At 59.3% G+C, this 15,540-nt stretch carries 18 protein-coding genes; 9 read left to right on the forward strand and 9 right to left on the reverse strand.

Annotated features, from left to right (window positions below):
* Window positions 1–94 precede the first annotated feature (94 nt).
* From Pan189_RS21000 to Pan189_RS21010, 3 genes are all read left to right on the forward strand, one after another.
* Complete coding sequence (locus Pan189_RS21000; protein ID WP_310820866.1) at window positions 95–1,861, forward strand: serine/threonine-protein kinase; 1,767 nt, start codon at window positions 95–97, stop codon at window positions 1,859–1,861.
* A gap of 145 nt (window positions 1,862–2,006) precedes the next feature.
* Window positions 2,007–2,264 (forward strand): type II toxin-antitoxin system HicA family toxin, encoded by a 258-nt coding sequence (locus Pan189_RS21785; protein WP_145366037.1) that lies wholly within the window; start codon window positions 2,007–2,009, stop codon window positions 2,262–2,264.
* 27 nt (window positions 2,265–2,291) lie between these two features.
* On the forward strand, window positions 2,292–2,618 hold the full coding sequence (locus Pan189_RS21010; protein ID WP_145366038.1) for a type II toxin-antitoxin system HicB family antitoxin: 327 nt from the start codon (window positions 2,292–2,294) through the stop codon (window positions 2,616–2,618).
* A gap of 21 nt (window positions 2,619–2,639) precedes the next feature.
* On the opposite strand, the gene dapF is transcribed toward Pan189_RS21010, so the two are convergent.
* From dapF to Pan189_RS21030, 4 genes are all read right to left on the reverse strand, one after another.
* On the reverse strand, window positions 2,640–3,569 hold the full coding sequence (dapF, locus tag Pan189_RS21015; RefSeq protein ID WP_145366039.1) for a diaminopimelate epimerase: 930 nt from the start codon (window positions 3,567–3,569) through the stop codon (window positions 2,640–2,642).
* A gap of 132 nt (window positions 3,570–3,701) precedes the next feature.
* On the reverse strand, window positions 3,702–4,403 hold the full coding sequence (locus Pan189_RS21020) for a Uma2 family endonuclease (protein WP_145366040.1): 702 nt from the start codon (window positions 4,401–4,403) through the stop codon (window positions 3,702–3,704).
* A 5-nt stretch (window positions 4,404–4,408) separates the two neighbouring features.
* The gene (locus tag Pan189_RS21025; RefSeq protein WP_145366041.1) at window positions 4,409–5,440 is read right to left on the reverse strand and encodes a 3'-5' exoribonuclease YhaM family protein; all 1,032 of its coding nucleotides are present in this window, start codon (window positions 5,438–5,440) and stop codon (window positions 4,409–4,411) included.
* Window positions 5,441–5,501: 61 nt separating this feature from the next.
* Window positions 5,502–5,885: a hypothetical protein gene (locus tag Pan189_RS21030; RefSeq protein ID WP_310820867.1), complete on the reverse strand. Its 384-nt coding sequence runs from the start codon at window positions 5,883–5,885 to the stop codon at window positions 5,502–5,504.
* 99 nt (window positions 5,886–5,984) lie between these two features.
* Between Pan189_RS21030 and Pan189_RS21035 the strand changes: the two genes are divergently transcribed.
* The 3 genes from Pan189_RS21035 to Pan189_RS21045 all read left to right on the forward strand — a co-directional run bounded on the left by Pan189_RS21035 (window position 5,985) and on the right by Pan189_RS21045 (window position 7,864).
* Complete coding sequence (locus tag Pan189_RS21035; RefSeq protein ID WP_145366043.1) at window positions 5,985–6,383, forward strand: HesB/IscA family protein; 399 nt, start codon at window positions 5,985–5,987, stop codon at window positions 6,381–6,383.
* Between the two features lie 9 nt (window positions 6,384–6,392).
* On the forward strand, window positions 6,393–6,755 hold the full coding sequence (locus Pan189_RS21040) for a hypothetical protein (RefSeq protein WP_145366044.1): 363 nt from the start codon (window positions 6,393–6,395) through the stop codon (window positions 6,753–6,755).
* A 158-nt stretch (window positions 6,756–6,913) separates the two neighbouring features.
* Window positions 6,914–7,864, forward strand: coding sequence for a DUF4886 domain-containing protein (locus tag Pan189_RS21045; protein WP_310820868.1), 951 nt, complete (start codon window positions 6,914–6,916; stop codon window positions 7,862–7,864).
* 90 nt (window positions 7,865–7,954) lie between these two features.
* Here Pan189_RS21045 and Pan189_RS21050 read toward each other — a convergent pair whose 3' ends face one another.
* Window positions 7,955–9,049, reverse strand: a complete 1,095-nt coding sequence (locus tag Pan189_RS21050; RefSeq protein WP_145366046.1) for a DUF3500 domain-containing protein — start codon at window positions 9,047–9,049, stop codon at window positions 7,955–7,957.
* Window positions 9,050–9,262: 213 nt separating this feature from the next.
* On the opposite strand from Pan189_RS21050, the gene Pan189_RS21055 reads away from it, so the two are divergent.
* Window positions 9,263–10,051 carry an SDR family NAD(P)-dependent oxidoreductase gene (locus tag Pan189_RS21055; RefSeq protein WP_145366047.1) on the forward strand — a complete coding sequence of 263 codons (789 nt, stop codon included), beginning with the start codon at window positions 9,263–9,265 and terminating at the stop codon, window positions 10,049–10,051.
* Between the two features lie 64 nt (window positions 10,052–10,115).
* Here the strand turns inward: Pan189_RS21055 and Pan189_RS21060 are convergent, their stop codons facing one another.
* The 3 genes from Pan189_RS21060 to Pan189_RS21070 form a co-directional block, all read right to left on the reverse strand.
* Window positions 10,116–10,475: a hypothetical protein gene (locus Pan189_RS21060; RefSeq protein WP_145366048.1), complete on the reverse strand. Its 360-nt coding sequence runs from the start codon at window positions 10,473–10,475 to the stop codon at window positions 10,116–10,118.
* Window positions 10,476–10,895: 420 nt separating this feature from the next.
* Window positions 10,896–11,252 carry a hypothetical protein gene (locus Pan189_RS21065; RefSeq protein WP_145366049.1) on the reverse strand — a complete coding sequence of 119 codons (357 nt, stop codon included), beginning with the start codon at window positions 11,250–11,252 and terminating at the stop codon, window positions 10,896–10,898.
* A 377-nt stretch (window positions 11,253–11,629) separates the two neighbouring features.
* On the reverse strand, window positions 11,630–11,986 hold the full coding sequence (locus Pan189_RS21070) for a hypothetical protein (RefSeq protein ID WP_145366050.1): 357 nt from the start codon (window positions 11,984–11,986) through the stop codon (window positions 11,630–11,632).
* Between the two features lie 346 nt (window positions 11,987–12,332).
* Between Pan189_RS21070 and Pan189_RS21075 the strand changes: the two genes are divergently transcribed.
* Window positions 12,333–13,259, forward strand: coding sequence for a hypothetical protein (locus Pan189_RS21075; protein WP_145366051.1), 927 nt, complete (start codon window positions 12,333–12,335; stop codon window positions 13,257–13,259).
* 3 nt (window positions 13,260–13,262) lie between these two features.
* On the opposite strand, the gene Pan189_RS21080 is transcribed toward Pan189_RS21075, so the two are convergent.
* Window positions 13,263–14,411, reverse strand: a complete 1,149-nt coding sequence (locus tag Pan189_RS21080; RefSeq protein ID WP_145366052.1) for a cysteine desulfurase family protein — start codon at window positions 14,409–14,411, stop codon at window positions 13,263–13,265.
* A 158-nt stretch (window positions 14,412–14,569) separates the two neighbouring features.
* Here Pan189_RS21080 and Pan189_RS21085 point away from each other — a divergent pair, with 158 nt between their 5' ends.
* On the forward strand, window positions 14,570–15,334 hold the full coding sequence (locus tag Pan189_RS21085; RefSeq protein WP_145366053.1) for a methylamine utilization protein: 765 nt from the start codon (window positions 14,570–14,572) through the stop codon (window positions 15,332–15,334).
* The last annotated feature ends 206 nt before the right edge of the window (window positions 15,335–15,540 follow it).

The raw sequence follows: 15,540 nt of genomic DNA on the forward strand, positions 1-15,540 counted from the left end.
CAGGGGCGGTTAGCTCGGCCTGCTGCGTTTTATCGCGTCTCAGGCCATAATCGATGCGGTCGCGAGCGAAGGTCCATCAATATATCTGCATGATATGACGAATCCTGCGCCAAATTCTTCTCCTAATCCCAATTTCGACGAAGAATGGCTCGCCAACGCGGTTGCCTACATATCAACGCAACCCGATGCAGTGAATGCACTTACGGAGAAAATCGCTGAAAATCCGGCCGCAGAGCAGGATCTGAGAGAGTTGGCCGCACTCGCCGAGATGGCCAACGACCTCGGTTCCGGATGGTTTGACGAGACCGCCCCCGCCATCGCCCCGAGCGATTCGGCGCCTTCTCCGACCCTCGATGACTACGAAATTCTGGGCGAACTGGGCCGCGGGGGAATGGGAGTCGTCTACCGGGCCCGGCAGAAGAGCCTCAATCGCATCGTCGCTTTGAAGATGCTCCGGCTGAGCGAACTCACCACGCCCGAGGAACGGGCGCGGTTTGAAGCCGAAGCCGAGGCGGCAGCGGCGCTGGCCTACCCGCACATCGTCCCGATCCACGACATCGGCATGGTCGACCGCGACGGACAGGCCGTCCCGTTCTTCAGCATGAAATTGATCGAGGGGGAAACGCTGGCCGACCGCATCGCGACCGGCCCTCTGCCCCCGCATCAAATCGCCCGTTTGCTCGTGCCCATCTGCCGCGCGATCGACTATGCCCACTCTCAAGGCGTCCTGCACCGCGATCTGAAGCCGTCGAATATCTTGATCGACCCGGAGGGCCGGCCGTACGTGAGCGACTTCGGCTTGGCGAAGCGGGTCGCGGGTCGATGGGGTGAGGCGCGGGAGACGAGCGATCGAGAGACCGAGGCCGCAGTTCTTGCTTCCTCTCCCCCGATTCTCTCGTCTCCCTCGCTCACTCAAACCGGCGCCGTCCTCGGCACTCCGGCTTACATGTCCCCCGAACAAGCGGCCGGCAATCGGGGGGACATCGGCCCGCGGTCCGATGTTTATTCGTTGGGGGCGATCCTTTATGCCTGCCTGGCGGGACGGCCGCCATTTCAGGGGGCCACGCCGGTTGATATTCTCTTAAGAGTCTTAGAACAGGACGCCCCGCCGCCGCGAACGATTCATCCGAATTGCGACCGCGATCTGGAATTAATCGCTGTGAAGTGCCTGCAGAAGCCGGCCGATTTACGGTATGAATCGGCCGGCACTCTAGCCGATGATTTAGAGCGCTATCTCGCCAGTGAACCTCTCGCCGCGCGCAGCGGTCGGTTCAGCGGCATCTTTACTCGGGCCTTTCGCGAGACGCACCATGCTACGGTATTGGAGAACTGGGGCCTGCTATGGATGTGGCACGCCCTCGCGCTCTTAATACTTTGCGTCGTGACGAATGCCTTACAGCTCGGTGCGGCCGACGGCGTCATCAGCGGATTAAGTACGTCGCGCTGGCCCTATTTATTTCTCTGGACCGTCGGCCTCGGTCTGTGGGCAGTGATCTTCTGGAACCTCCGCAAACGCAGCGGACCGATCACGTTCGTCGAACGCCAGATCGCCCACACCTGGGCCGGAGCCATGGCGGGCTCGACCTTGCTTTACGCCATTGAGTGGACCCTCAACCTGCCGGTTTTAAGTCTCTCGCCAGTTCTCGCCCTGCTCGCCGGGATTACCTTCTTAGTCAAAGCCGGCATCCTCACGGGAAGGTTTTATCTCCAAGCCGCCGTCCTCTTCGCCACCTCGGTCGTCATGGCCGCCTGGGAAAGCTGGTCCGAACGAACCGGCGTACCGAACCTGAGCATCACGCTCTTCGGGGTTGTGAGCGGGCTGTGCTTTTTAGTGCCGGGATGGCGATATTGGCGTCGTTAATTTGAAAACAGTACCGTAAAATGGTACTATCATACCTGCATTGCTTTCTGGCTTGCGAACCAGAATTCCTCGTTGAGGAGAGCAGTTGCCCCTTCGGAGACGAAAGCCCGATGACAATTACTCATCTTGTCGAGAAGCTGTCGCAATGCAAAAGCACAGGAAGATGCTGCATTCGATATTTGAGGAGCCTGTCAAATCAAATCTCGCGTGGCGAGATATTGAAAGCATGCTCAAGTGGCTCGGTTCTGATGTGAGAGAGGGCCGTGGATCTCGTGTGCGGGTCGCTCTCAATGGGGTGCGAGCTGTATTTCACCGACCACATCCTGCGCCGGAAGCGAGTCGAGCTCAGATTAGGTCCGTACGAAGGTTCTTAATTGAGGCAGGTGTTGATCAGTACCGTTGACGTGATCATCAACTTTTGGACAAGCATGTGATTGAATACCAAGGCTATTTCGGCCGCATCGAGTTCGACGACTCGGCCGATATTTTTCACGGCGAGGTACTCGGCATTCGGGACGTGATTACGTTCGAAGGTCGGTCAGTGGAAGAACTTAAGCAGGCGTTTCGCGACTCTGTCGACGACTACATCGAATTTTGCACTGAGCGGGGCGAGGAGCCGGAGAAGCCGTTTTCGGGGAAATTTCTACTTAGGCTCGGTCCCGATCTTCACCGGCGCGTTTCGGCTCAGGCCGAGGCATCCGGCAAGAGCCTCAATGCGTGGATCAGCGAGCGATTGGAAGAGTCGAGCGCTTCTTGAACCAGAGGTGTTTCGACGGCATCATGCCGCTTTCGCGAACTGATCCGGCTGTTCCCACGCCACCACCCCCACCGTCACGGCCGGCCCGGTTAATCGAATCTGACTACCGGCATTAATCCAGCTCACCTGCAGGTCGCCGCCGGGGAGGTGGCAGGTGGCGTCGCGGTTTAAGAGGCCCGCGTGAATGCCTGCGGCAATGGCCGCGCAGGCGCCGGTGCCGCAGGCAGCGGTTTCGCCCACGCCGCGTTCCCAGACGCGGAGGGCTACGTCGGTTCGGGAATTAATTCTCGCAAATTCAACGTTGGTGCGATCGGGGAAGGCGGGATGAGTCTCAATGGCCGGACCGAGTTCGTGAATTAATTCATCGCTTAACTCGTCGACGAAGAACACGCAGTGGGGATTGCCGACTTGGACGACGGTTGAGGGTTGCGGGACGACGGAGAGATCGGCTTGGCGGAGCTCTTGGAGCGGCCAGATTTTATAGCGATCGGGAGGCGGTCCCTGGAGTCCCTTGCTTGCGCTGCGGGCTTGTGTGTTTTTGTCCTCTCGCCTCTCGCCTCTGGCCTCTAGCCTCACATTCCCCATCCACACGCTGACGCTGACAACTTCGCCCGCGACAACTTCAAGTGTGAGTTCTCGCTTGCCCGAAGCGGTGGCGATCGTGGCGTCTTTGCGGCGGATGTATTTGTGGTCGTAAAGATATTTCCCGACGCAACGCAGGCCATTGCCGCAGGCGCCGGCTTCGCTGCCGTCGGCGTTAAAGATCCGCATGCGGGCGTCAAGGCCGCTGGCGTGCTCCAACACGATGAGCCCATCGGCCCCGGGACCGGTCGAGCGATCACAGGCTCGCGCCGCGATCGAAGCGAAGTCGAGATGCGGGGGAAGGGGGAGATCGAGGCCATCAATGAGCAGGAATTCGTTTCCCGCTCCGTGCATTTTAGTGAAGAGCATCTTGAGTCGAGAGTTTAGAGCAACGAGAAGGTTGAAGCGGTGAGCGAGAAGCGAAGTAACGTCGCTTCGCGTTTCTAGCTCATCGCTTCTTGCGATGAACCCGGCAGGTGTGCCACGAACCCGCTCGCGCGGTCAAGACGAATTTTCGTCGTCGCCCAAGTTCAAACGCTCTCGCACGATTTCGGTATATCGATCCATCCATTCGAGGTCGTCGTCAACATCCATGACTTCGAGCGATTCAAGAATCAGTTCTGACGTGACGCCGGGGAAGCAAACGCTTTGCTCGATACGGACATATCCTCCGTCGCGAAGCTGTAGAATGTCCAAGTTGCGATTGTCGTAACGCCAGACCTCGCCAATTCCGAAATCTGCGTAAAGAGGAAGCCGCTCGAGGCTCTTGCTGAAGACGTCGACTTCAATCCCGAGATCAGGAGGGACGTCTTTCGTGGGCTCGTAAGTACCAAGCCGACCCAGACTGGGAATCGACATGATGTGATAAGCCTGATCGGGTTCGAAACCCTTGTCGGACGACTTGCGTTTGTGAGTCGTCGAGCCACACGCCCTGATTTTTATTTTCAACTGCCGCGCCAGTACCAGCACGGCGTTGTGGAAATACATCTTTGCCCAGTCATGCTTGTAGCTCGGGGACATAATTTCCAATTCACCATCGATGTAGGTGATCCGAATATTCCGCTCGCCGATTGCTTCTGAGATGGCGTCGTATTCGTCATAGCTGACTCCGGAGAGACGGAGGCAACGCCCCGGCTCCGGCATCGGCCGGGGATCAACTTCAGCATCGGCCTGCACGGCCTGTTCAAGTTGCGTGGCGGGCATGGTCGTCACTCCGGTGATTCGGATTCGCGGTGGAGTCCACGAAAGATCATACGACGCAGCCCGTTGTCCCGCCCGGTAAATTCGTCCTGCGCATCGGTCGGCGACAACGCGGAGGCCATCATCTGGAACTTGGCGTCGATGTCGTCGGCGTAGTGGACGAGCAGGGCCTCGGGGGTGTGCGGGCTGATGGGGCTGCCCCATTCGGGGAGGTTCTGGTGGCTGATCACGATGTGCTCGAGCCGGAGGAGCGTCTCGGCATCGAAGTCTTCGATCTGGTTCGCCTTGTCGCGGACGATGTCTCGGCCGAGGAGAATGTGCCCGACGAGCCGGCCTTCGGCGGTGTACTCGGCCCCGGCGGGGGTCGCGCGGAGTTCGATCAGCTTGCCGATGTCGTGTAAGATCGCCCCGGCGACGACAAGGCCTTTCGACAGCGGCGGCGACATCTCCGGGTAAAGGTCAACGTACTTGTCGGCGAGATAGGCCGCGGTGCGGGTGACGGAGACGACGTGCTCGAGAAAGCCGCCGACGAAAGCGTGGTGATTGCGGGCGGCCGCGGGATGGGTCAGCAGCATTGCTTCGTTGTCATCAAGAATCTCGGTGACGAGGCGGAGCACCTGCGGGTCGTCGATATGCTCTTGGGCGAGCGAATTCAACTCGGCGAAGAGGCCGGGGCGGTCGAACTTTGTCGATTCGCTGAAGTCGGCGGGGTCGAAGCCGTCGGTACGGTCGTCGTCGGTCACCGCGCGAATCTCGCGGAGGTCGATCTGCGGGCCGTACTTTGTTTGGCCGAACTTGGCGGTCATCCGAAAGAAGTGCCCCGGCTGCCACGAGCCATGGCAATCGGCGAACTGCGGCGAGTCATTCCACACCATCGCCGTCACGGTCCGCCCGGGATCGCGGAACTGGACGCGGTAGTACGGCTTGCCGTCGCGAGTCGTGCTCTTGTCTTTCTGCACCAAGAGGGCAAAGAACTCGGCCTCCTCACCGTCTTCAAGGTCGGCAAGGCGGGTGCGGGGAGTGTCGGGGAACAGGGGCATGGTTTCAGCTCAGCATCATTTCGATTGTCGATAAACAAGCCCGCCGCGCGAGCAAGGGACATTAGTGTCGAGTGAACAATATCGGTGAAGCGGCGTACATCCAAATTGGCCAGATACCGAACAGGAGAATCGCGGTGAATAATGGCCAATTCCCACAATCGCGATGAGTTGACCACTCTGAATACATCGCTGTCGCCACCAACGCTAATATTGCGAACGGAATAAACATTCCCGACATAATCAGCGACAACCAGACCATTCGAAGAGCGTCCGTCAGGATTGGAATGGCGGCCGGACCGGTCGATATCGACCGAAAGAATTGATCGTCGAATTCCTTTGCCATCAGAGCCGAACCGATTGATCCGACTTCGAGGCTGGTGAATAGGTAGATCAACTGATGCAACAGCGATGACCCTTTCAGATCGACCATTTCATTCCCCTGCATGTTCTCGCCCATCGACCCTGTTGACACCCGATGCTATACTACTTACTCATTACCTGCCTAAAACTGTGTTCCCATTTTGCATAGCGGAGATTCCAAGCGATGTCCGAAACGACCACCGCTCCTGAAAACACCGAAACCGTCGCAACACCCGTTCAGTCCGGGCCTTCGATCATCAACGTGACCGAGGGAGCGGTCGGCGAGATCAAGCGGGTCATGGAAGAACAGGGCATGTCGGACGACTCGGTCCTCCGCGTCGGCGTCGCCGGTGGTGGATGCAGCGGCTTCTCCTACAGCCTCGGCTTCGACGAAAAGACCGATGCCGGCAAGGATCACGTCTCCCTGCAGCATGGCCTCAAGGTCGCTGTCGACAAGAAGAGCGCTCTCTACCTCGACGGCACCACGATCGACTTCTACAACGGCCTCGACAAGCGCGGCTTCACGTTCGACAACCCAAATGCGAAGAACAGCTGCGGCTGCGGCAGCAGCTTCTCGTCCTGAATGGCGAGGATGAGAAAAGAGCAAAATCCAAAGCCCACGGGTCCCACCCCGTGGGTCTTTTTGTGGGATCGCCGCTCGCCCGCCAAGGGATCATGCGACTCTATCGAGGGAGCCGCCGCACTGGTGGGCGACTTTCTTGTTTTGTCGGCCATCTGTCTTGTCGTCTCCGGCTTCGGCCTCGCTCTCAATAGTCGGTGGATGGTTGCCGCGGCCTGCGCCCCACCGGTCGTCGTGCCCATCGCGTTCGGCATCTCAGGCTACGGCCTGATCCGTTATCGCGATCGCCGATTCGTCTGGCCGTTCATTGCGTCGACGATCATGCTGGCCGTGGTTTCGGCGATATGCGTTTCGCTTTTCTTCGACTCAGTCTAACTGAGTGCGATGTCCCCTATGATCATTCGCCCTGCCTGAGTGCGATCGAGCCCGCATCAACAATTGCAGTTGCTCGCGCGTCACCGTAAAACCGAATGCATCAACGGTTCCTGAATTGTCTAACGGTGACTCTGTCACTGCATCGAAAGAGGCCAACTATGCTGCGTTCTGTCTTCTGCGGATTGACTCTGATTCTCGCCGGCCAAGTTGTGGCCGGGGAGACGACTTCGGATGCGGAACCGATCAAAATCCTCACGATCGGCAACAGCTTCGCCAATAACGCGACATCATTTCTCGATGAGATCGGTGACGACGCCGGGACTCCATTTGTGATCGGCAAGGCGAACATTGGCGGGGGGCGGATGGAGCAGCACGCATCGGCTCTCAAGAAAGCGTTAACCGATCCGGAGGACCGGGAAGGACGACGTTACCGTCGCTTTAAGGAGGACAAGCAACGGTTCAATCTCATCGAGCGATTGCAAGCGGACGATTGGGACTATGTCACCATTCAACAATTCAGCGCCCACAGCTTTCGGCCCGAAACATTTGAACCGCACGGTCGGGAGTTGATCGAAGCCGTGCGGAAGTATGCTCCCGACGCCGAGATTCTCGTTTTGGAATCGTGGGCGTATCGCGCCGATCACGAGATGTTCCAAGACGGCTCACTGAATCAACAATCGATGTACGAGGGCCTGCACGCGGCGTACAACGAATTTGCCGATCGCTATGATCTGCGAGTCATCCCCATCGGCACCGCCTTCCAGAAGGCCCGGGCGATGCCTAATTGGCGAGTCGTCGTTCCCGATCCCGACTTCGACTATTCCGACACGACGCAGAAGAGCCTGCCGAACGAACGCGGCAGCTTGGTCGTCGGTTCCTGGTGGCGACGAAATTCGGACACCGGCGAGAAAAAGCTCGGTCTCGATGCCAAGCACGCCAACGATGCGGGCTGCTATCTCGGGGGCTGCACCATCTATGAGTTGACCACCGGCAATAGCGCCGTCGAGATCGATTGGAAACCCGATGGGCTCTCGCAAGAGCAAGCGGAGTCATTGCGAGAAGCCGCCCATCAGGCGATCGAAGAGTCGGCCTCGGTCGTCGTGAATTAGAAAGAAAACAAGCCGCGCACGAAGTAAGCGGATGAACGGGCGGCGCAACATCGATCCGCTTACTTCGTGCGCGGCTTGTGTCGTTGGCGATCACTCACTGTGCGATGCTTTGTGGTGATCGCCTAAGAGATCGCGGCCGAAGTCGCCGTTGAAATCACGCCAGACGGCGTGGATGTGATTGGCTCCGTTCTGCGTGTTGTCGAGTTCGAACAGGAACTCGGGCGTCTGGATGCGGTAGTAGTGCTTTTCGCCCCGCGTCGTGCTGCCGGCCCAGGCGAAGTGGATGTCGGTTTGCTCTTTCGTTTTGCGACGCGCTCGGAACTGGCTGATGACGCCATCGGCGTATTTGTCGGTCGTGTAGGTTCCGATCAGTTTGTGGAGCATGGCCTGCTGATCCTTGCTCAGCTCGCTGTAGCGGATGCCTTTCGCCGGAAGAAAGTCGTCCTTGCTGACGCGGCTTTTCGCCTTGGTGATGACATCAGCCGGGGCCCGCTTCTGGAAGACCGCCTTCTCCAACTGCTCGGGGCTCATTGAGTCAATGAGCTGATAGGCGAAGTCTTCTTCATCCGCAATCACCCGCAGCCCGGCCCGTGGACCCGACAGGACTTCCGCCGGATTGGTGCCGAAGAAGCTGGGTGTGACCGAGAACGTTTTGCCGTCGATCAGCATCACGTTGAGTGAAAGGTGATGGCCTTCGAACCGCCAGCCCCATGACTTGCTCTCCGACGGCGTTCCGAAGATCGATACGTAGTAGAGTTCGGGCTTGCGATGAGGCGCCCCGTTTTCGAGCTCGAACAGGACCGCCTCAAGCGATTGGATCGCCAGAACCTGCAAGTGACCTTTGTTGGTCAGCGCCGACTGCACCAGCCCACGAGCCCAAAGGCGCTGTTCGGGCTTCATGTCTTCGATGGCGAGGCCGAAGCGTTTGCCTTCCGGCTTGATGAATTTATCGGGCAGGTAGGCCCATTTCTCACGTCGATCGGAGTTCCACTCGAACGTCGCTTTTTCCTTCTGCTCTTTGTCGAGCGTCGCCAGGAATTGCCGGGCGGCCTTGAGCATCGCCGCCTTCGTCTCGGCGGAGGCTTCCTGATGCGCGTGGCTGTGTCCCTCGTGCGCAGTGACGACAGAGGGGGCAAGGAGCAGGGCTGCCAGAGGGAGGGCGAAGACGTTTCGAGCGTTAGTCATGGCGGGTCCGCGGTGAGAAAATTCTATCCTGTCGCTCTCGGTATCAACCGGGGCGACCAGCGAACATAGGGCACGGCTGATGCGTTCGCAACAACCGCCGGGTCAGCAGACGCTTTGCCCGCCCGGCGAACCCCGGTATCTTTCGGGGTTGCCTGCCCACACGGGCTGGTTTTTGTTTCCGATATGTCACGGTAGATCCCGCAGGAGTCGCCGATGTCCGGCTTGCGTTTGGAAGGTAAGAAGTTGCTCGTCACCGGTTCCAGTAAGGGAATCGGAGCGGGCTGTATTTTGGCAGCGGCGAAAGATGGAGCCGATTGCGCGATCAATTACCGCGGTGACAAAGAGTCGGCCGAGAAGGTCGCCGACGAAGTCCGCTCACTCGGCCGCAAAGCCGTGGTGCTTCAGGCCGATGCCTCCGACCAGGCACAGGTCGAAGAACTGGTCGCCAAAGCGGCCGAGGGTCTGGGCGGCTTGAACGCCTTCGTCTCGAACGCTGCCTTTTCTGACCGCGAGCCATTTCTCGATGCTGACATGGCAGGCGTCAAGAAAACGATCGACATCAGCATGTGGGGCGCGTTCTACGCGCTCCGCGCCGCCGGACGGCACATGCGGGACAACGGCGGCGGGACGTGCGTCGTGATCAGCAGCCCGCACGCGGAAATCGCCTTCCCGACCGCGATCGCCTACAACATGGCCAAAGCGGCGATCGATCACATGGCCCGCACCGCCGCGGTCGAATGCTACAAGTACGGCATCCGCATCAACATCTGCCACCCCGGCTGGATCGACACCCCCGGCGAGCGCAAGTTCTTCACCGAGGAGCAGCTCAAAGAGGGGGGCGAGTCACTGCTCGTCGGCCGTCTCGGCCAACCCTCCGAAGTCGGCGACGCCGTCGTCTATCTGCTCAGCGAGGAAAGCCGCTACATGATCGGCTCCACCCTCACCATCGACGGCGGCGTGAAACTTCCGTTCTGGAGCAAACGCGAAGAAGGCGGGCAGTAGAAACGCGAAAAGCCCACGGATTGCAATCCGTGGGCTTTGGAAGCGTGACCCATTTCACGAGTTCTTAGAACCGGATTCCGATTCCGACTCGCGGACCGAAGTACGAGAAGCCGCGACCGTAGCCGCCATAGCCGTAGTAGCCACCGTAGGGTCGGCCGTAAAAGCCGCCGTAATAAGGTCGGTAGACGCGCGGCCGAACGACGGCTCCATAGTAGCCACCGTAGTAGGGTCGGCCGTAAAAGCCTCGGTAGCCGCTGTAATAAGGTCGACTGTAGTAGCCGCCTCCGTAATAGCCGCCGCCCGCGTAAAACACTTGGGCGTCCGCCTGGCTGGCACCGACGACCGTGTTGCCGGCGGTGTCACTGATTTCCGCAAAGCCCAGCGCCAGCGCAACGGCTCCCGCCATCAACATACTCTTGAACATCCTGCTTCTCCCCTGATTTTGATTCGACCTGTCGACGTGCGAATCCGTCCGTCGTGCGGCCACTCCGTGGATGCCCCTCCACGGGGAATCATACCCGGAATCGGCAAAAGGTGTACCGATTCGTCGATTCGCGATAATCGATTCTACCCGCAAGCCGCCCTATAAAGTTGACCCGGCTTTGGGATGGCACTGATTTTGAGCCGAATTGCCTCGGCTCTTCGCTTGGTTTCCGCGTCCTTCGGCCAACATGGCCCATGCCGATTTACGGCGCGATAAGCGACCACTCCGATCGGCGAGCGAGCGAATGCAACCCTCGCGACACGCCATCAGAATCTGGCCAACTCACTTCGGTTCTCGCGAGAAAGCCCCGGACAAGAGCCGCCCGGGGCTTCGCGTGCGACAATTGTCGACTCGCGCGGATCAATAACGAAAGCCGAAGCTGAAGTTGTTGCCGCGGTAGTAAAACGCGTTACCGCGATTGAAACGGCGTCCACCGTTGAAGTGACGGCCACCGTAGTAGCCTCGATTACCGTAAAAGTTGTTGAAGCGGCCGCGGTGGAACGACTGATGTCGATTGAAATTGTGATAGCCGCCGTAATAGCGACGATCTTGGAATCGACGGTCGAATTGCCGACCGCGATTATAGTTGCGGCCGATGTAGATCCGCTGCGCCTGAGCTTCGTTCGCTCCGACGATCGGACGTCCGTTGGTGCCGATCAAATCGACAGCTCCGACTCCGAGTGTGACGGCGCCGGCCATTAGTAGTTTCTGGAACATCTTATTCTCCAGTTGGATTCGAGCGTTCGGCTTGCCGGCAAACGCTGCCTGCGTGCCGAAGCTTCGTAAGTGTCCCTCAACAGGGCCCTTTGCGTCCGATGTCGGGCTAAGTGTCGGGAGCATTCCCGACATGGCATCGTGCGGGTTCGAGGAAACGGATAAATCGAACGGGCGGCGGCGTGACGGGTGAGAAGACGGGAGGGACGGAACACAGTGTCCACCCACACCGCCACGCCGACCTTGCCCGGATGAAAGGTGAGGGTTGAGAGGCCAGAGGTGAGAGGCATTCCTGCGAACACCTCACCCCCCGGTCTCATCCCCTGCTGCCGCAGGCCCAAAGACACGAAGTGTCCCGGAGACACGAACGGCCTGTGGCCCTAGCGGCGGATGCCGAGTGCAAAGTTGGGAGTTTGCACGAAGAAACCTCTGCGACCGCCGCGGTTCCCGTAAGGGAGGTACGGGTTGATTCCCGGTCGTCCCCGGTAGAGGCCTTGGCCGTACCCGAAGTTGCCAATACCGCGGTTGAAACCAACGTTGTTAAGACCGCCGTTATTAAATCCACGATTAAAGCCACGGTTGTAGACCGGGCCGTAAGGTTGGACCGGCCCGCCGTAGTAACCGCAACCGGGGTTGATCGGCGGATAATAGCCGTGTCCGGCCTGAGCTTCCTGAGTGGTGCCGATCGCACCAACGCCGAGGGCCATTGCTCCGCACAGCATGATCTTGGTCAACATTATCTCATCTCCATAGGGTCGCTTGGGGAAAGCGTGGGTGTGTTGTTTTCTGCTGACTGATCCCCGTCGTCGGCGATATCAGAAAATGCGATGGGCGTGCCACAGTACGGTCTACGGCGATACTTTGCGCGCAAAGTATTCCTGGAAAAAGACTTACCTTCGATTACAAAATTTGATTTGAAATCGTCATTCGGCGAGAACCGTGATCAATTTCACCTCGGGTGAACCCGAATCGACGACAGTCCAGCACTCGTGCTGCCAGTTTTCGGCGAACGTTGGTACGCTCCGCGTGGGTAAAACTTGGCCGAGGTGCTGCCATTGGTCCGTAGCGACGAGATGTCAAAAGATGAATCGATCACTCGAAATCGCCCTGTTCAGCCTCACGGCGATCCTGATTTGTGGATGCTCCGAGAAGCCCTCGGGTGATTCGGTTTCGGAAGTCGATGCCGCGACCGACTCGCAGCGGGCCGCGGCGACCGCGGAATCAACGAACGGGACTTCCGATTCGCCAGATATCTCGGACCGAACCTTCCGCCCCGTCGTGTTGGACTTGGCGCCGTCGAACGAAGTTGCCGGCGGAAACGCCGGCGCGGCCGATCGCGCGTCGGCGAAGTCCGTTCGCGAGGCACTCAAGCCGTTACAAATCGTCGTCGGCGGGTGGGACGGCAACACCTATCGCGGCCACACCGTCCACATGACCGATTGGCTGTGGGACCATCGCACCAACCCGAAGCAACCCGCGTTGGTGATGCAGTCCGAGGAAAACCCGTACCTCAGCGAAGCCCGGCTGACATGGCTGCCCGACGAAGAGAAGTTCCGGTTCGTGATCCTGGACGCCGATAGACGCGAACGCGTTCTTGAAGGGGGCTTCATCGCCCAACCGGAGAGCGAATACGATGACGATGGTCGTCCGCAGCGATCCTTCAAGATCGAAATGGCCGAAGTCGACCCGGTCGATCCGAGTGAGCGGTGGAAAGTCGTGTTTAATCAGCAGGAGAACAACCGCTTTCTGTTGGAAATGTTCAAAGCCCGCGGGGCCGGCCGGTTCAACAAATTCGACACGGTCTCGAATCAACGGTCCGGCACGTCGTTCGCGCTCATTGACGAAGGCTACGGCGAACGGACCTGCGTCGTCTCACAGGGTCTGGGCACGATGCAGGTCACGTACAAAGGCCGGACCTACTGGGTCTGCTGTTCCGGCTGCAAATCGGAATTCGAAGCCGATCCCGAACCGTGGATCGCGGAGTTTGAGAAGAAACAGGCGGCACGCTGAGCGTCAGACCGCCGCTTCGACAGCCCGCAGGCTGGCGACCACCCCCGCAATTCGACTGACCGCCTCATCGATCTCCGCCTCGGACGTGTCGGCTCCGAGTGAGAAGCGGACGCTGGCGTTGTAGATGTCCGCCGTTAGGCCCATCGCGACCAGAACCGGCGATGGCTCGACCGAGCCGCTTTTGCACGCGCTACCAAGCGAGCAGGCGATGCCTTCGAGGTCGAGCGTGACGAGCAGCGCTTCGCCGTCGAGACCCGGAAACGCGATATTCGACGTGTTGGGCAGACGGTTCGCTTCGGACCCGTTGATCACGATCGGGCCGCATTTCTCGGCAAGACTCGACTCGAAGCGGTCCCGCAGCGACGTCATGCGAGCCGTGCGGTCGTCACGCTCGTTTGACCACAGTTCCAAGGCTTTCGCCATTCCGGCGACCAACGCGACCGGTTCGGTCCCCGGTCGTAGTTCGTGCTCCTGGAACCCGCCGAATTGCAACGGCGTCGGCTTCCAGCCGCGACAAATCACAAGGCCGCCCACACCGCGTGGCCCATGAAACTTGTGGGCCCCGAACGACAGCGCAGCGCAGCCAAGTTCGCGGAACGAGACCGGCATTTTGCCGACCGCTTGCAGGGCGTCGATATGCAGAGGGACCCGTTGTTCCCGACAGCGAGCAGCGAGTGGCGCGAGATCCTGAATCACACCGGTCTCATTGTGTGCCAGGAGCGAAGTCGCTAAGCCGACCTGTGTCCAATCGATCGCATCGAGCGAAGCCGGGGCGAACCGCCCTGCCCCGTCGAGCGCGATTTCGGCGATGCCCCAGCCACGCTGGCGAAGCGATTCGGTCGCTTCAACTGTCGCGGGATGCTCGCCGGCGGGGCGCACGAGCTTGCGGCGCGGACCCGTGGCGAAACCGAACAGTGCCAGATTGATCGACTCGGTGCCGCCACTGGTGAAGATCAATTCGGACGGGTCGCAATCGATGATCTTCGCAATCGATTCGCGGGAATCCTCCAGGATCTGCCGGGCCTGGCGGCCCAAACCGTGACGGCTGCCCGGGTTGGCGAAGGCGATACGCGACGCCTCGGCGACCGTCTCGATGACCTCCGGCAGAGGCCGGGTCGTTGCGTTGTTGTCGAGATAGATGGGATCGGGCATGGGTTGAGCGAGACTCGTCGACCCTGCGGCTGACGGAATTCGATACTGGCGGAACCTGCACCGAGATACTAATAATGGAGACGGACGACAATTGTAGAGGACGGCCCCGGCCTGTCCGCGATCCGTTGGGACCGAGTTTACCGATTCGAGGTTTTTTCATGCGACGCTCACTACTCGTGTTCGCCATTGCGGCGACCGCTAGCTTCTGCCTGACAGATATTGAAGCCCATGCCGAAGGCTGGGGGAATCTGACCGGGCAATTCGTGATTAAAGGCGACATCCCGGAGCCGACGTTCCTTCCAAAGAACAAGATCAACAAGGATCCCGCGATCTGCGCGGTCAATCCGATCCCGGAAAATGAGGTCGTCATCGATCAGGAAACCGGCGGCGTCGCGAACGTCTTCGTGTACTGGTACGGCCGCCGCGGGGCAAAGCCGGACGTCCACCCGGACCTGCAGGATCCGCCCGAAGAACCGTTCGTATTCGACAATCAGGGCTGTGTGTTCGTTCCGCACGCCGCCATCGTCCGCGTGGGCCAGCCACTCAAATTCATCAATAGCGATGGTTGCTCACACAACATCCACACCTATCCTCTCCGGCAGCAGGCCGATGCAATCAACGACCTCGTCTCGGCCAACGCCACAGCGGAAAAAGAACCGTTGAGCGGACCAGACATTCTGCCCTATCCAGTCAAATGTGATATCCATCCTTGGATGAACGCCTTCTGGTACGTCAGCGATCACCCGTACGCCGCCGTTAGCGCCAAAGATGGCACCTTCACGATCGAAAAGCTCCCGGCCGGCGAACACACCTTCCGACTCTGGCAGGAAAAAGTCGGCTACGTCGAGCGGGCCTACAAAGTGACGATCAAAGACGGTGAGACGACCGACATCGGGAAATTCGAGGTCGAGGGGCTGCAGTAAGCCGATCACGTGATCCCGTCAGCAAATCGACAGGCCGGGGACAGCTTTCTGCCCGGCCTGTTCGCTTGCGCGGACATTGCGTTTCGCCAAGTCGAGCAAAGAGATAACAATTTTAACGCCGACAATTTCAGCAATTTCTGAGAAGTCTTCTTCGGAAGGTGTTTGGAGAGTCTACCGCCCGATCGCGATTTGGTAGACTTTCCGTC

It is taken from the genome of Stratiformator vulcanicus (assembly GCF_007744515.1).
Lineage (GTDB): Bacteria > Planctomycetota > Planctomycetia > Planctomycetales > Planctomycetaceae > Stratiformator > Stratiformator vulcanicus.

Excerpts from the sequence above, each read along its gene's own strand:
- Pan189_RS21000 (WP_310820866.1), top strand. The coding sequence starts at position 95 with ATGACGAATCCTGCGCCAAATTCTTCTCCTAATCCCAATTTCGACGAA.
- Pan189_RS21785 (WP_145366037.1), top strand. The coding sequence starts at position 2,007 with ATGCAAAAGCACAGGAAGATGCTGCATTCGATATTTGAGGAGCCTGTC.
- dapF (WP_145366039.1), bottom strand. The coding sequence starts at position 3,569 with ATGCTCTTCACTAAAATGCACGGAGCGGGAAACGAATTCCTGCTCATT.
- Pan189_RS21020 (WP_145366040.1), bottom strand. The coding sequence starts at position 4,403 with ATGCCCGCCACGCAACTTGAACAGGCCGTGCAGGCCGATGCTGAAGTT.
- Pan189_RS21025 (WP_145366041.1), bottom strand. The coding sequence starts at position 5,440 with ATGCCCCTGTTCCCCGACACTCCCCGCACCCGCCTTGCCGACCTTGAA.
- Pan189_RS21030 (WP_310820867.1), bottom strand. The coding sequence starts at position 5,885 with ATGCAGGGGAATGAAATGGTCGATCTGAAAGGGTCATCGCTGTTGCAT.
- Pan189_RS21035 (WP_145366043.1), top strand. The coding sequence starts at position 5,985 with ATGTCCGAAACGACCACCGCTCCTGAAAACACCGAAACCGTCGCAACA.
- Pan189_RS21040 (WP_145366044.1), top strand. The coding sequence starts at position 6,393 with ATGAGAAAAGAGCAAAATCCAAAGCCCACGGGTCCCACCCCGTGGGTC.
- Pan189_RS21045 (WP_310820868.1), top strand. The coding sequence starts at position 6,914 with ATGCTGCGTTCTGTCTTCTGCGGATTGACTCTGATTCTCGCCGGCCAA.
- Pan189_RS21050 (WP_145366046.1), bottom strand. The coding sequence starts at position 9,049 with ATGACTAACGCTCGAAACGTCTTCGCCCTCCCTCTGGCAGCCCTGCTC.
- Pan189_RS21055 (WP_145366047.1), top strand. The coding sequence starts at position 9,263 with ATGTCCGGCTTGCGTTTGGAAGGTAAGAAGTTGCTCGTCACCGGTTCC.
- Pan189_RS21060 (WP_145366048.1), bottom strand. The coding sequence starts at position 10,475 with ATGTTCAAGAGTATGTTGATGGCGGGAGCCGTTGCGCTGGCGCTGGGC.
- Pan189_RS21065 (WP_145366049.1), bottom strand. The coding sequence starts at position 11,252 with ATGTTCCAGAAACTACTAATGGCCGGCGCCGTCACACTCGGAGTCGGA.
- Pan189_RS21070 (WP_145366050.1), bottom strand. The coding sequence starts at position 11,986 with ATGTTGACCAAGATCATGCTGTGCGGAGCAATGGCCCTCGGCGTTGGT.
- Pan189_RS21075 (WP_145366051.1), top strand. The coding sequence starts at position 12,333 with ATGAATCGATCACTCGAAATCGCCCTGTTCAGCCTCACGGCGATCCTG.
- Pan189_RS21080 (WP_145366052.1), bottom strand. The coding sequence starts at position 14,411 with ATGCCCGATCCCATCTATCTCGACAACAACGCAACGACCCGGCCTCTG.
- Pan189_RS21085 (WP_145366053.1), top strand. The coding sequence starts at position 14,570 with ATGCGACGCTCACTACTCGTGTTCGCCATTGCGGCGACCGCTAGCTTC.